Genomic DNA, 14,441 nt, shown 5'->3' with positions numbered 1-14,441 from the left:
GTTAAACTACATTATAATTATATAAAATTAATAGGAGTTTTATTTAGTCAAATACACAGGTAGAAACACAGGTGCTAAAATTCTATAAAATAAAGCGACAGGTACAATATTAGTAGTAAAAAATAATCATGTCGTAACTTCATATATACAAAAAAAGAATGTATAAAAGGACACAAAAATATGGAAAAAAAGTTCGTACTTAAAGATAGAGACTATAAAGAAAATAATATAGCTCTTATATTAGTAAAAAAGGAAGAAAGAGATGTATGTACTGTATATAACTTGATAATAAGTTATGACAATAGGAATGTTTCAAAAGAAATCGCGTTATTCGAAGAAGATATACTTTTAATGAATACATATAAGCTTGAAAATACTCTCAACTTTCTATATTTTACAGAACCAGACTTATCTTTCACAATAATTGATTTAGAGGACGGTATTCTTGTTTACATTAATTTGGACTCCGGAATTGAATACTCAAATATAGCTACAGATTCAGGATTATCAATAAGACTTAATATCACTTATGATTCTTTTACAAGATTCTTATCATCCATTACACTTTAATTAAACCTTTATTATAGGACATTTATCCTATAACATTAGAACTTACACAAGCTTTGAAATATTGATTCCATTTAAAAAGGGAGAGAATACTAGATTCTCTCCCTTTTTAGATATTTGATTTTGATTATATATTCATTTTGTTTAATACCTGGCATTTACTAGATAAATTCTATTTGTCTTTGATTTAATAAGCAATATGCAGCCTACTTCTATTAATACTGTTTCATATATTGGTCACGTTCCCACTCAGACACCTGCATACGATACATGTCCCATTCAATAGTTTTTGAGTGGATGAATGCACGATAGATGTGGTCACCCAGTGCTTCTTTTAAAATATCGTCTTCTTTCATCGCTTTAATCGCTGTGTAAAGTGTTGATGGTAAGTCTTCTACACCAACTGCTTCACGTTCTTCACGATTCATTTCATAAATATTCTGATCAACTGGTGCTGGACAAGCTAATTTATTCTTGATGCCATCTAACCCTGCTTGAAGAATCGTTGCTAATGCCATATATGGGTTAGCAGATGGATCAACCGAACGTACTTCTACACGTGTAGATAGTCCACGTGATGAAGGAATACGAATTAATGGCGAACGGTTTTGGCCACTCCATGCGATATAAACTGGTGCTTCATAACCAGGTACTAAACGTTTGTAAGAGTTTACTAATGGGTTACACACTGCAGTAAATCCTCTTGCATGTTTAAGAACTCCTGCGATAAAGTGACGCGCATCTTCAGATAATTCCATTTCTCCGTTCGGATCATAGAACGCATTTTCTTTCGGCCCTTTGAATAACGAAACGTTAAAGTGCATACCTGAACCACTTACACCATATAATGGTTTAGGCATAAATGTTGCATGAAGATTATGTTTACGCGCAATTGTTTTAACAACTAATTTGAATGTTTGAATGTTATCACATGCAGTAACTGCATCTGCATATTTAAAGTCGATTTCGTGCTGACCCGGCGCTACTTCGTGGTGACTCGCTTCTATATCAAAGCCCATGTCTTCAAGTTCTAAAACGATGTCTCGACGACAGTTCTCACCTAAATCTGTAGGCGCTAAATCGAAGTATCCACCATTATCATTTAATTCAAGTGTTGGTTCCCCTTTTTCATCTAATTTGAATAAGAAGAATTCTGGTTCTGGTCCTAAGTTGAATTCAGTGAATCCTAACGCTTCCATTTCTTTTAAGACACGTTTTAAGTTACTACGTGGATCTCCTGAGAATGGTGTACCATCTGGCTTATATACGTCACAGATCAAACGCGCAACTTTCCCTTTATCAGAAGTCCATGGGAAAATAACCCAAGTATCTAAGTCTGGATATAATTTCATATCTGATTCTTCGATACGAACAAACCCTTCAATTGATGAACCATCGAACATCATTTCATTATCTAGTACTTTCTCTAACTGGCTGATAGGCACCTCTACGTTTTTAATTGTACCTAGAATATCAGAAAATTGTAGTCTTAAATAACGTACGTTTGATTCCTCTGCTAACTTGATGATGTCTTCTCTTGTAAATTTCGCCATAATATCCTCCAGTTGTTTATTTAAAAAATCTTGACAAATCCCCACGGTTAATAGGGACTTTACTACGGTCGAGCTTTGAAACTTCGTAATCAAGAGATTCTTTAATCTCAAATGTGGGTTGTTGTGACTTCTCCTCATTGATAATCGATTTAATACGCTTCATATTAAACCCTTTTTCTAAAAGCAGTTTAATATCAAGTAATAAATCCAGATCGTTCATTGAAAATAGTCTTTGGTTCCCACTTGTTCGTTCAGGTGTAATCAACGACTGTGATTCATAGTATCTAATTTGCCTTGCAGAAAGCTCTGTTAGTTTCATAACGACACTCATTGGAAACACCGGCATATTTCTTCTTATTGCATCACGCATCTTCAACACCCTTTCGAACATAGTTGTAATTTATCATATTTTTTTATAAAAAACAAATCCATGTAAGGAAACCTTACATGGATTTGTTATAACGTTATAATTTCTTTTTCAATCAGTATTTCAATCGCTTTTATTATTGCGAGTTTAACGTGTTCATAAGTTAATCCGCCTTGAACATAAACCTCGTACGGTGAACGTATCGGACCGTCTGCTGTAAGTTCAAGTGATGCGCCTTGTATAAATGTGCCTGCTGCCATAATAACATCATCCGTATAGCCAGGCATATATGCCGGCATCGGTAAATACTGTGAATTTATAGGAGATGCCATCTGAATAGCCTGTGTAAATGCAATCATCTTTTCTTTATCATTGAAGATGACTGATTGAATGAGGTCTGTTCGCTCATCATTCCAAAGTGGCGTTGTATTCAGATTCAAAGACCCAAGCATCGCACTAGTAAATACTGCGCCTTTTAGTGCCTGACTCACAACATGCGGGCTCAGGAAAAATCCTTGATACATTTCATGCAGACTGTAAAGTGAGGCACCTGCTTCTTTGCCGATACCTGGTGCTGTGAGACGATATCCAACACGCTCAATCAAATCTTCACGTCCTGCAATATAACCACCAATTTTACACAGTCCACCTCCTGGATTCTTAATGAGCGAGCCCGCAATTAAATCTGCACCCACTTCTGACGGTTCCTGAATTTCTGTGAATTCACCATAACAATTATCGACAAATACAATAACATCAGGATGTTTATCTTTTATCGCTGATATTGCCTCACCTATCTGTTTAATTGTCAATGATTTACGTGAGCTGTACCCTTTAGAGCGCTGAATACCTATCATCTTCGTTTTTGATGTTATAGCTTCTAAGACATTTTCGATATCGATTTCATTGTTGACCAAATCGATATCCTTATAGGCAACACCATTTTCAATCAATGAACCGATACCGTTACCTGTAATACCGATAACTTCCAAAAGCGTGTCATAGGGTTGACCCGTTATGTAGAGTAATTCGTCCCCGAATTGTAAGTTAGCGCTTAATGCAAGCGTTATTGCATGTGTCCCGCTGATGACTTGTGGACGAACGATGGCATCCTCTGTCTTAAAAACATGTGCATACACCGCTTCTAAGTTATCTCGCCCACTATCATCATAGCCATAGCCATTCGTACCGCCGAGATCAGCGTCTGTAATTTTTATATCATTAAATGCATCTATTACTTTTTTTTGATTATAAAGGGCGATAGATTCTATCCTTTTAAATATCGGCGTGATTTTAATTTCATTGTCATCGATTAATTGCTGGAGCTGTTCATACTTCGTAATTTTCATAGTATTATAACCTCTTTATCTGTTCATTACTTAATAGCTTATTTAATATACCTTCACGACGATGTTCATAGCCACATATTTCATATTTATCTTTGTCTTCATTAAAATTTATTGCTGAAACTAGTGTATGTTCCTTCAGGAAAGCGATTATCTGTCCGGCATCCTTCTCAACTTCAATTGTGTATTTTGACATATTACGCTGCATCATATCAATGAGTTTGCTTTGTATATGTGTCTTATCTTGTTGATCAAACACTGATACAAGCAATTCATCTTTCCCTGCAGCTGTGACGAAGGATTCGAGCTTATCTTTTTTATTCAAAAGCGTAAGTACCGGAATTGTATCCATATCTAGCTCCTTTAACAGAGCAACGACCGTATCGATATGATTCATATAGTTTGGATGACTTCTGTCAACGACGTGAATAAGAATATCTGCATACTTCGCCTCTTCTAATGTCGAACTGAATGCTTCGATTAAATGAGTCGGCAACTGCTGGATAAAACCAACAGTATCACTTAATAGTACTGGATAACCTTCATGCAGCTTCATCATCTTACTCTTCGGATCAAGCGTCGCAAACAGTAGATCTTCCATATATGTGTCACTGTCTGAAAGTGCATTGAACCATGTCGATTTGCCTGCATTCGTATAACCAACAAGCGCAACCTGGAATATATTTCTCTTTTTTCGGTTTTCTCTATAACGCTGCCGATGTTGTTTAATCGTTTCGAGTTGTAGCTTGATATCATGAATTCTGCTTCTGATATGTCGCCTATTCATCTCTAGTTTCGTTTCACCAGGTCCACGTGTCCCGATACCACCACCAAGTCTTGATAAACTTAGTCCGTGTCCAGATAATCTTGGCAATAAATATTCGAGCTGGGCAAGCTCCACTTGTAATTTACCTTCTCGACTTTTTGCACGTTGTGCAAAGATATCCAGTATAAGCTGAGTACGGTCTATTATTTTACAGTCAAGCACTTCATTTAAATGTTTCGATTGACTTGTTGTGAGTTCATTATTAACAACAACCATATCGAATGCTATATCTTCTCGTTCCTTTAACTCTAATATTTCTTCTAACTTTCCTTTACCTATATAATAACTATTATCAGCTCTATCTTTATTCTGAATAACAACTTCGGTAACTTCAATGCCAGCTGTATGGCATAATGATTTAATTTCCTCTAACGATTCACCGAAGTTAAAATCATCGTCCTTTTTTAGATGAACTGCTATAATAAGAGCACGTTCAGTCGCTTTTTGTGTATCTTTCAAAGTTTCACCTCAATTATTTGATACTTCATTTTAACATATTTAGAAAGGATGCGTTTATATGTCTATATACGAATATACGGTTACTAAAGCAAATCACGAATCATATTCACTTGCAGAATACAAAGATCAAGTTGTTCTGATCGTTAATACTGCGAGCGAATGTGGATTTACAAAACAGTTTGATGGACTTGAAAAACTCTACCAGGAATACAAAGGACAAGGGTTTACTATATTGGGATTCCCTTGTAATCAATTTGGAGGCCAGGAACCCGGAAGTGGGGCTGAAGCTGAACAGAATTGTCGTTTGAACTATGGCGTTACTTTCCCGATTCATGAAAAAATAGATGTGAATGGAGATAACGCACACCCGCTGTTTAAATATATAAAAGAAGAGACAAAAGGGATCATGGGCAGTAAGATCAAATGGAATTTCACAAAATTTTTAGTTGATAGACAAGGTAATGTTGTTGCGCGTTTTGCACCTACAACTACACCCGAGCAGTTGAAAAAGCATATAGAAAAATATCTATAAAAATAGAACAATTCCTTTCAGAGGAATTGTTCTTTATTACTTACAACATATTTACACTGCAAAAGTACAGATGGTATGCTTGTAAATGAGATTGTGTTTATCTCCTGCTTTAAGCTGGATGACATTTATCATAGTTGAGTACCACACCTTCTATATGAAAGCCTTTTGTTAAAAATACTGTTAATTCTTGCTGATTTCTTTGGAATTATCTAAAAATGTGTCCTGCAGTTTAGCTGAATTCATCATTATCATCCCTCTGTATGTTTGTAGTAATTTGTTCGACGATTGATTCTATCGTCAATTCAGACGTATCAAACCATTCAATCGTCATCTGATTATTGAACCATGTCAATTGACGTTTTGCAAAATTCCTGGAGTTTTGCTGCAAATGTTCTATCGCCTGATTCAACGAAACTTCTCCATCTATATAAGGAATCATCTCTTTATATCCTATTGCAGTCATGCTTTGGCTCTGTCTATAGCCCTTACTTATCAATGTCTTCACTTCCTGAACAAGTCCTTGTTCGACCATAAGCAATACACGGCGGTTGATTCTGTCATATAGTGTAGGACGCGGCATATTAAGCCCTATAATATATGTATCGTATTTAGAACTTAATGTATGAAGCTTCTTCTGGTCAGTGATAGATTTATGGTGCATTTCATAATATGTCAGAGCACGTAACACTCGCTGTCTATTATTAATATGAATTTGAGACGCAGCCTTCATATCCTTCTCAGTTAACAGACGATAAAGCGTCTCCTTATCCAGACTTTCATAGTGATCCATCAGTTCTTTCTTCAGCGCTTGATCCTCTTCTACAAATTCATATTCATATAGTACGCTTTGTATATATAATCCCGTTCCGCCGACGATCATCGGTGTTTTTCCCCTGCTATATATGTCTTCAATCAGCTTTTCAGCATGGACTTTAAACTGTGCTGCTGAATATGCCTCATCTGGGTTTAAAATATCAATCAGATGATGCGGTATGCCTTCCATCTCTTCCTGTGTAATCTTTGCACTACCGATATCCATACCTCGGTAGACTTGAATCGCATCCCCACTAATAATTTCACCATTAACAGCTTTCGCTACTTCAATACTTAATGCTGTTTTACCTACAGCTGTAGGTCCCACAATAACGATTAACGGAATTTTATTCATTCTTCAACCACTTTCTAATATTTTGTAATACTTCATTTTGATTCTTTTCAAATAATACCTCATGTCTTGAATTTTCATAGAGCTGGATAAAGACATGTTTAATTCCACATTTTTTATATAATCGACCTGTCTTTTCCACCCCTTTCCCGAAATTAGAAAACGGATCGTCCTGACCAGCAATAAGCAGAATCTTTAACGATTTGTTCATGCGTTTAACATTCTTTTTACTGCTAGTAAACTTTAATGATTCATTAATTGAATTTAAAGCACCTATCGACATATTAAATCCTGCATCAGGATCTGAGACAAAAGCATCGACATTATCCTCATTCAAACTGATCCAGTCACTCTCTGTTCGTAAAGGTCTGAACTTACGATTAAAATCGTTCAGAGTCAATTTATTGACGAAATCTAGCTTTTTATAGGGTGGATGTATCTTTAATAGTGGTTTAAGCAATAGCGCAGCTGCCTCATATTTCTTACTATAGAAACTAGTACCTGACAATATGAGTCTATCGAATAAACCAGGGTAACGGATAACATATTTTCTAGCGACGATACTTCCCATAGAATGTCCGAACAAAATAAATTCTCCTTTAAAATCAAATGTTTCAAATATTTCATATGCATCCTCTACCAAAGTATCAATCGATGGGAAATGTCCTTGTTCTGAACTTCCAATATCCTTGCCATGCCCTCTGTGATCATGTATCAGCACATCATACCCCATATCACAGAAATATCTGCACACTGCATCATAACGTTCTTTGTGTTCGGCCATACCATGAAGCATCTGAATGACACCCTTGCTTTCCTCTTGTCTATAAAGTTTAAATGCAATACGTGTGTTATCCTTCAATGTAATAAACTTATTTGTAATTTCCATCATTCTTCACCTCATCTTTATTATAGCGAAACAATTTATTTTCGTCATAGCCTTATCATCATCTGAAAATATAGGAAAACCATCCAAATATTATTTGGATGGTTTGAATCACAATTGCTATTCTCCGTAATTTATTCTACCGAAACTTGAACAGATGGTGATTTTGCTTCATTAATCTTTTGTTCAAGCTCACGTGTATATTCTGTGCGTTGCGCATTATCATAGTTAAGCAAATTAGCCATCGTATCAATAACCGCTTCCTTATATTGTTCAACTTTTTTAATATCGAAATATAGATCACCTGTTCTACGTGTCAAGAAATCAGTAGGTTTAATCACCATTTCTTCCTGGATTGAATATACAAGTTGTGCGTAATAAGCTAAAGGCAGGCCATTGACTTCAGCAGTATGTTTCGTATGTGCAATGTTAAATAATTTCTCTACATTTGAACCATATTTTTTAATCAGAAATCTTTGTTCATCTTCCGGCAGATAACTATAGAGTTCAGGTTTCAATGACTTTTCAATAAAGTGCTCAAAATTAGTACTGCCTCCTACATCTCCACCAGAAATTGTTGCATGTTTCGTGTTGCTTTCTTTAAAGCTAAGCTTATATTCTTCTTTTAAACGTTTTGCAACTAAGTCAACGATCTCCTGTGCCATATGGCGATACCCTGTTAATTTACCACCAGCAATCGTCAGAAGACCTGATTTACCTTCCCAAATTTCATCCTTACGCGAAATTTCAGATGGGTCTTTCCCTTTTTCTAAGATTAGAGGACGAATACCAGCCCAAGTTGATTCAATATCTTCGTCTTTAACTTTTACAGTCGGGAACATATAGTTGATTGCATCAATGATATAATCACGATCTTCCTGTGTTACTTTAGGACTTGTCTTATCATTATTATAGAATGTATCTGTAGTACCGACATACGTTTTACCATCACGAGGAATGGCAAAAATCATACGTTTGTCACTTTCAGTATCAAAGTAAACTGCCTGTTTGAGCGGAAAAACACTTTCGTCAAAGACAAGGTGGATTCCTTTTGTCAGACGGAGTTGTTTATTATTTTTCGAATAATCTTTTCCACGCACTTCATCAACCCATGGTCCAGATGCATTGACAACTTTGCGCCCTTGAATTTTAAACTTCGTATTTGAGATTGTATCAATTGCTTCAATACCACTCACTTTGTTTTTCTTGTTATAAGTAAAACCGGTTGCTTTTGTGTAGTTTAAAATATCAGCACCAAATTCTGCCGCACGTTTCATCACTTCAATCGTCATACGCGCATCATCTGTTTTATATTCAACATAATAGCCCCCACCCTTAAGGCCATTTTCTTTTACGAGAGGCTCTTTCGCTAATGTTTCTTTTGCAGATAGCATTGTTCTTCTTTCCGATTTCTTTACACCTGCTAAGAAGTCATAAACTTTTAATGCAAGAGACGTTGTTGCTGGTCCAAACGTACCCCCTTTATGCATCGGTAAGAGCATCCATTCTGGTGTCGTTACATGAGGTCCATTTTCATAAACAATCGCTCTTTCTTTCCCAGTCTCACTTACAACGCCAATTTGCAGCTGTTTTAAGTAACGTAATCCACCATGAACAAGCTTTGTTGAACGTGAAGAAGTTCCGCTTGCAAAGTCCTGCATTTCAACGAGTGCGACTTTCATACCGCGCTGCGCTGCATCAAATGCGATACCTGCACCAGTGATACCACCACCAACCACTACGATATCATAATATTCTTCCTTCATTTTGTTCAATGTTTGATTTCTATTCAGACTTGAAAGTTGCATTATTATTCCTCCATTAAATCTTATTTTTTAAATACTTGTGTAGCTTTAACCGCTGTCTGCCAGCCTTTATATAAATCATCTCTCTTTGTTTCATCCATTTTAGGATCAAACTGCTTTTCAAGGTTCCAGCGATCACGAATTTCATCTTTTGATTTCCAGTAACCCACTGCAAGTCCAGCCAGGTATGCTGCACCTAAGGCAGTTGTCTCGTTAATTTCCGGTCGCTCTACTGGTACATCTAAAATATCAGACTGGAACTGCATCAAGAAATCATTCTTGACAGCACCACCATCAACTCTTAATGTTTTAACTTCAATCTTCGAATCTTTTTCCATCGCATCAAGAACATCACGGGTCTGATATGCAAGTGACTCAAGTGTTGCACGAATAAAATGTTCTTTTTGTGTACCACGCGTTAGACCGAAAACTGCACCGCGTGCTTCAGAATCCCAGTAAGGTGTACCTAGTCCGACAAATGCAGGCACGACATACACACCATCAGCATCTGTAACATTTGTAGCATACTCTTCACTTTGCGGAGCACTTTGAATCATACGCATACCATCACGTAACCATTGAATTGCACTTCCCGCAACAAAGATGGATCCTTCAAGCGCATAGTTGACTTTGCCATCAATACCATAAGCTAAAGTCGTTAATAAGCCATTTTCACTCTTAACTGCTTTTTCGCCTGTGTTCATTAACATAAAGCAACCTGTACCGTATGTGTTCTTAGCTTCTCCTGACTCAAAGCATGCTTGTCCAAATAGCGCTGCCTGCTGGTCTCCAGCAATACCTGCAATCGGAATCTGATGACCAAAGAAATGATGATTTGCTGTTTTACCGTATACTTCACTTGATGGGCGTACTTCAGGTAGCATTGAAGCAGGTACAGTTAAATATTCAAGGAGCTCTTCATCCCATTTCAATTCATGAATGTTATACATCAATGTACGACTTGCATTTGAGTAGTCAGTTACATGTACTTTACATCCAGAAAGTTTCCATACAAGCCACGAATCAATCGTACCGAATAATAGATCACCATTCTCAGCTTTTTCTCTAGCACCTTCTACATTATCAAGAATCCATTTGACTTTCGTACCAGAAAAATAAGGATCGAGTAGAAGGCCTGTCTTTTCTCTAAATTCATCTTCCAGTCCTTTATCTTTAAGTTCATTACAGATTTCCTGCGTCTGACGAGACTGCCATACGATTGCATTATAAATTGGACGCTCTGTATTTTTATCCCATACGACTGCTGTTTCACGTTGATTTGTGATACCAATACCCTCAATCTGTTCAGGTCTTATATTCGATTCTGTAAGGACGGATGCAAAACATGATAATACAGTTGACCAGATTTCATTGGCATCATGTTCAACCCAACCTGCTTTTGGGAAATGCTGCGTAAATTCTCTTTGAGATACCCCTTTAATCTCTCCATCTTTATTAAAAACAATTACACGTGTACTTGTTGTCCCTTGATCAATTGATAAAATGTATTTTTCCATAATCATCACCCTTTGTTTTATATTAAGTCTGTTTTTTCATTTTTTAATACTGCTTTATTCAAGAATACACCAAGCACTAATGTAGCGACAATTAATACGATTGATAGACCAAATAACATATATTGATCTTCTTTGAATAAAACATGGAATAATGTAGCGCCGAAGACACCACCTACCATCGGACCTACCATTGGAACCACTGCATATTTCCAGTTGGAAGACCCTTTACCTGGTATCGGCAGAATCGTATGAGCGATACGCGGACCCCAGTCACGTGCCGGATTGATTGCATACCCAGTTGTTCCACCTAAACTTACTCCGATGGCTATAATCAATAACCCTACTACAAGAGGGTTCAAACCTTCAGAAAATTTATTTCCGCCAATGAATAACAGTGCCATAACTAAGATTGATGTCCCTATGATTTCTGATACAAAATTAGAAACATAGTTAGGATAAGCTGGTCCTGTAGCAAATACGCCAAGTTTAGTACCTGCATCATCTTCTTCTTTAAAATGCGGCATAAACTGGAACCATACTAATGCTGCTCCCAGTACCCCTCCAATCATCTGCCCCGCAAAATACGGAAGGACTTGATTCCACGGAAGGCTGCCATCAACTGCCATTCCTATTGTAACTGCTGGATTTAAATGCGCACCAGTAATTGATCCGACTGCATACACACCCATAACCACAGCAAGACCCCAACCTACTGCGATAACAATCCAGTCACTGCCTTTTGCGTACGTCCCCTTTAAATTAACGTTCGCATTTACACCACAACCAAATAAGATTAAGATTGCAGTCCCGATTAATTCTCCCACAAAAGCATTCATAGACCCACTCCTCATTGTTTAGTTAAGTTAAAAAAAGACAAAGAGACCCCTAATACTTCAAATTAGAGGTCTCTTCTACTCGTCCCAAATATTAACTTAACACAATCATATCTAATAATGTAAACGTTGTCAATTATTTTATTTCACAATGTTTCCAAAGGTCCTTATTACTTGTCGTCACATACGTAGCACCTGCTGATAATGCCATCTCCACTTCCTCTGGATATTCAATAAGGCCCCCTGCAATAATTTTTTTGCCGGTTACTTTGTGAATATTTTCAATTGCCTTATAAAGCAGGCCAGGCAGTACTTCGACAAAATCAGGATCAGCACTTTGTATAAGCTCATAACTTTTTTTCAGTGCACTTGAGTCTATGATAAACGTTCTGAGAATCGTTTTAACACCGAGCTGGTTCGCCCTCTTTATAATCTTTGGTTTTGTGGATACGATACCATCAACTTTATACTTCTGTATAACATACTCTGTCGCATATTCATCAGATGACATCCCTTTAATTAAGTCGATATGTATAAATGCTGACTTCTGGTGCTGATTTAGAAATTGAATATAGTTACTGATATGGCCAATATGCATATCTAATATGACACAGGTGGAATACTGAGTCGTCACAAACTTCTCAAGATCTTTCATAGAACGGATTGCCGGTAAAATCATTACATCACCCTCTTAAATAGTTTCTCAAGTTCATAAGTTGTAAATTGAATGATGATAGGTCTGCCATGCGGACATGTGTATGGTTCTACAGTATGTGCAAGTTCTTCTAGTAAATAGTTCATATCTGTAATCCTTAAATAATGATTCGCTTTTATCGATTTTTTACAGCTCATCATAATCGCAGTCTCTTCACGGAATTTATTCAAATCTATCTGTCGATGTTGCAGAGCATAATCTATCAATTCCTGTACCGTTTCTTCATAGTTGTCCGGGAACCATACAGGGATATCATTTACTATATAATCATTGCCTCCAAAATGTTCAAGATGAATCCCAATACCTTTAAGCAGCATATTGATTTTATTTAAGTTTATTGCTTCATCTTTACTTAAAGTTACTGTAATCGGAATGAGTAACGACTGCATTTCCAATCCTACATTACCAATTTGTTTTTTGAAGTACTCATATTTAATTCTTTCTTGTGCTGCATGCTGATCAATCATAAACATACCATCCTCATTTTGAGCAATGATGTAAGTCCCATGAACTTGACCGACAATTTCCATGTAAGGGATCTTTCTTTTAGCATGGGATGTATTAGTACTTGTATTTTCAATTACGTCAGATGATTCATTTGTTTCTGGTAAGACTTCTGCAGTTGTATTTAATTCTGCTTCTGAATCACTAATAAATCCTGATGTTTCTTTAGTGCCTTCACCGTCCTGAATTCTTTGTTTATCCAGTCGTGCTGCTTTATGCTGTTCTTTAAAGTTTTCATCGATTTGATTCACTGGTGTATGTTCACTATGGTCGGATTGTTTTATCTTATCATGATGTTCTCTTAATAGATCATATTCAAACTTTTGCTGCTGAAATGTTTCAATCACCTTTTTCTTTTCTACTTTTGGAATTAAATTCTGTTTCCAGATCTTTTCCTTTATCAATCGCTCGATAAGCTCCATCAACTGAGATTCTTTAGATAATCTTACTTCTTGCTTTGTCGGGTGAACATTCACATCTACTAATGCAGGATCCATAACGATATTAATTGCAAGAATAGGATACCTTCCAACAGGTAATAACGTATGATAGCCTGATAATATTGCTTTTGTGAGCATAAAGTTCTTGATATAACGCCCGTTGATAAAAAGAGACATATAATGCCTGTTGCTTCTTGTATGTTCCGGCTTGGCAATAAAACCATGCACTTCATAATCACCTGTTCGGCCGTTGACCTCAACTAGGTCCTGTGCGATTTTCATCCCGTAGACCACAGCCATCGCTTCCTGCATCTTACCATTGCCATTTGAGGCTATAAGTACTCTGCCATCTGCTACTAAAGTAAATTTAATATGGGGGAAGCTGATAACAAATCGATTGATGATATCTGTAATTTTCCCGAGCTCTGTATGAAGACTTTTTACATATTTTAATCGAGCAGGCGTATTATAGAAAAGACCTTCGACAGTTGTTTCTGTTCCTTGACGTGCCTGTGCCAAAGTTCTATCTACTATTTCTCCGTCAATTACATCAATTTGACGGCCTATCGTCCCGTCATGACATGTAGTGACGCGCACTTTGCTAACAGAAGCAATAGATGCTAATGCTTCTCCTCTAAATCCTAGTGAACGAATATGAAATAGATCGTGCTCATTTTCTATTTTGCTTGTTGCATGTCTTCTGAACATTAATTCAAGATCTTCTTCTAAAATTCCAGATCCGTTATCCGTTACTTTGATTTTTGATAAACCCGCTTCTTCAACTTCAATCGTGATACTTGTACTCTTTGCATCAATGGCGTTTTCAACGAGTTCTTTAACGACAGATTGCGGGCGTTCTATCACTTCACCTGCTGCGATTTTATTGCTTATCGTACTATCTAAAGCTTTAATGATTCCCAAGTGAT

13 protein-coding genes are annotated in these 14,441 nt (G+C 36.7%); 2 read left to right on the top strand and 11 right to left on the bottom strand.

Annotated elements, in window-relative coordinates; genetic code table 11:
• Positions 1-180 precede the first annotated feature (180 nt).
• Positions 181-570 carry a hypothetical protein gene (locus KYI10_04885; GenBank protein QYA33772.1) on the top strand — a complete coding sequence of 130 codons (390 nt, stop codon included), beginning with the start codon at positions 181-183 and terminating at the stop codon, positions 568-570.
• A gap of 212 nt (positions 571-782) precedes the next feature.
• On the opposite strand, the gene glnA is transcribed toward KYI10_04885, so the two are convergent.
• The 4 genes from glnA to hflX form a co-directional block, all read right to left on the bottom strand.
• The gene (gene glnA, locus KYI10_04880) at positions 783-2,120 is read right to left on the bottom strand and encodes a type I glutamate--ammonia ligase (protein ID QYA33771.1); all 1,338 of its coding nucleotides are present in this window, start codon (positions 2,118-2,120) and stop codon (positions 783-785) included.
• Positions 2,121-2,136: 16 nt separating this feature from the next.
• Positions 2,137-2,511, bottom strand: coding sequence for a MerR family transcriptional regulator (locus tag KYI10_04875; GenBank protein ID QYA33910.2), 375 nt, complete (start codon positions 2,509-2,511; stop codon positions 2,137-2,139).
• Positions 2,512-2,576: 65 nt separating this feature from the next.
• Positions 2,577-3,836, bottom strand: a complete 1,260-nt coding sequence (locus tag KYI10_04870) for a methionine gamma-lyase family protein (GenBank protein ID QYA33770.1) — start codon at positions 3,834-3,836, stop codon at positions 2,577-2,579.
• Between the two features lie 4 nt (positions 3,837-3,840).
• Positions 3,841-5,118, bottom strand: coding sequence for a GTPase HflX (hflX, locus tag KYI10_04865; GenBank protein ID QYA33769.1), 1,278 nt, complete (start codon positions 5,116-5,118; stop codon positions 3,841-3,843).
• A 58-nt stretch (positions 5,119-5,176) separates the two neighbouring features.
• On the opposite strand from hflX, the gene KYI10_04860 reads away from it, so the two are divergent.
• On the top strand, positions 5,177-5,650 hold the full coding sequence (locus tag KYI10_04860) for a glutathione peroxidase (GenBank protein QYA33768.1): 474 nt from the start codon (positions 5,177-5,179) through the stop codon (positions 5,648-5,650).
• Between the two features lie 229 nt (positions 5,651-5,879).
• On the opposite strand, the gene miaA is transcribed toward KYI10_04860, so the two are convergent.
• The 7 genes from miaA to mutL all read right to left on the bottom strand — a co-directional run bounded on the left by miaA (position 5,880) and on the right by mutL (position 14,436).
• Complete coding sequence (gene miaA / locus KYI10_04855; protein QYA33767.1) at positions 5,880-6,818, bottom strand: tRNA (adenosine(37)-N6)-dimethylallyltransferase MiaA; 939 nt, start codon at positions 6,816-6,818, stop codon at positions 5,880-5,882.
• Positions 6,811-7,707, bottom strand: coding sequence for an alpha/beta fold hydrolase (locus tag KYI10_04850; protein ID QYA33766.1), 897 nt, complete (start codon positions 7,705-7,707; stop codon positions 6,811-6,813). The genes miaA and KYI10_04850 overlap by 8 nt, the downstream gene beginning before the upstream one ends.
• A 128-nt stretch (positions 7,708-7,835) precedes the next feature.
• Complete coding sequence (locus KYI10_04845; protein ID QYA33765.1) at positions 7,836-9,509, bottom strand: glycerol-3-phosphate dehydrogenase/oxidase; 1,674 nt, start codon at positions 9,507-9,509, stop codon at positions 7,836-7,838.
• Between the two features lie 20 nt (positions 9,510-9,529).
• A complete protein-coding gene (gene glpK, locus KYI10_04840) occupies positions 9,530-11,023 on the bottom strand; it encodes a glycerol kinase GlpK (GenBank protein ID QYA33764.1) in 1,494 nt (497 codons plus the stop codon).
• Between the two features lie 17 nt (positions 11,024-11,040).
• Positions 11,041-11,859 carry an MIP/aquaporin family protein gene (locus KYI10_04835; protein QYA33763.1) on the bottom strand — a complete coding sequence of 273 codons (819 nt, stop codon included), beginning with the start codon at positions 11,857-11,859 and terminating at the stop codon, positions 11,041-11,043.
• 133 nt (positions 11,860-11,992) lie between these two features.
• Entirely contained in the window at positions 11,993-12,535 is a 543-nt protein-coding gene (locus KYI10_04830) for a glycerol-3-phosphate responsive antiterminator (protein QYA33762.1), read from the bottom strand.
• Entirely contained in the window at positions 12,535-14,436 is a 1,902-nt protein-coding gene (mutL, locus tag KYI10_04825; protein QYA33761.1) for a DNA mismatch repair endonuclease MutL, read from the bottom strand. Before mutL ends, KYI10_04830 begins: the two co-directional genes overlap by 1 nt.
• Positions 14,437-14,441 lie beyond the last annotated feature (5 nt).

Origin of the sequence: Macrococcus sp. 19Msa1099 (genome assembly GCA_019357535.2) — a bacterium.
Taxonomy (GTDB): domain Bacteria; phylum Bacillota; class Bacilli; order Staphylococcales; family Staphylococcaceae; genus Macrococcoides; species Macrococcoides psychrotolerans.
The sequence above is the reverse complement of the archived record's forward strand: the minus strand, read 5'-3'. Positions and strand labels throughout refer to the sequence as shown.

What these genes read in the sequence shown, in the direction of transcription:
- KYI10_04835 (QYA33763.1), bottom strand. Translation starts at nt 11,859, where the DNA reads ATGAATGCTTTTGTGGGAGAATTAATCGGGACTGCAATCTTAATCTTA.
- KYI10_04860 (QYA33768.1), top strand. Translation starts at nt 5,177, where the DNA reads ATGTCTATATACGAATATACGGTTACTAAAGCAAATCACGAATCATAT.
- KYI10_04870 (QYA33770.1), bottom strand. Translation starts at nt 3,836, where the DNA reads ATGAAAATTACGAAGTATGAACAGCTCCAGCAATTAATCGATGACAAT.
- KYI10_04845 (QYA33765.1), bottom strand. Translation starts at nt 9,509, where the DNA reads ATGCAACTTTCAAGTCTGAATAGAAATCAAACATTGAACAAAATGAAG.
- KYI10_04875 (QYA33910.2), bottom strand. Translation starts at nt 2,511, where the DNA reads ATGTTCGAAAGGGTGTTGAAGATGCGTGATGCAATAAGAAGAAATATG.
- KYI10_04830 (QYA33762.1), bottom strand. Translation starts at nt 12,535, where the DNA reads ATGATTTTACCGGCAATCCGTTCTATGAAAGATCTTGAGAAGTTTGTG.
- miaA (QYA33767.1), bottom strand. Translation starts at nt 6,818, where the DNA reads ATGAATAAAATTCCGTTAATCGTTATTGTGGGACCTACAGCTGTAGGT.
- KYI10_04850 (QYA33766.1), bottom strand. Translation starts at nt 7,707, where the DNA reads ATGATGGAAATTACAAATAAGTTTATTACATTGAAGGATAACACACGT.
- glpK (QYA33764.1), bottom strand. Translation starts at nt 11,023, where the DNA reads ATGGAAAAATACATTTTATCAATTGATCAAGGGACAACAAGTACACGT.
- KYI10_04885 (QYA33772.1), top strand. Translation starts at nt 181, where the DNA reads ATGGAAAAAAAGTTCGTACTTAAAGATAGAGACTATAAAGAAAATAAT.
- glnA (QYA33771.1), bottom strand. Translation starts at nt 2,120, where the DNA reads ATGGCGAAATTTACAAGAGAAGACATCATCAAGTTAGCAGAGGAATCA.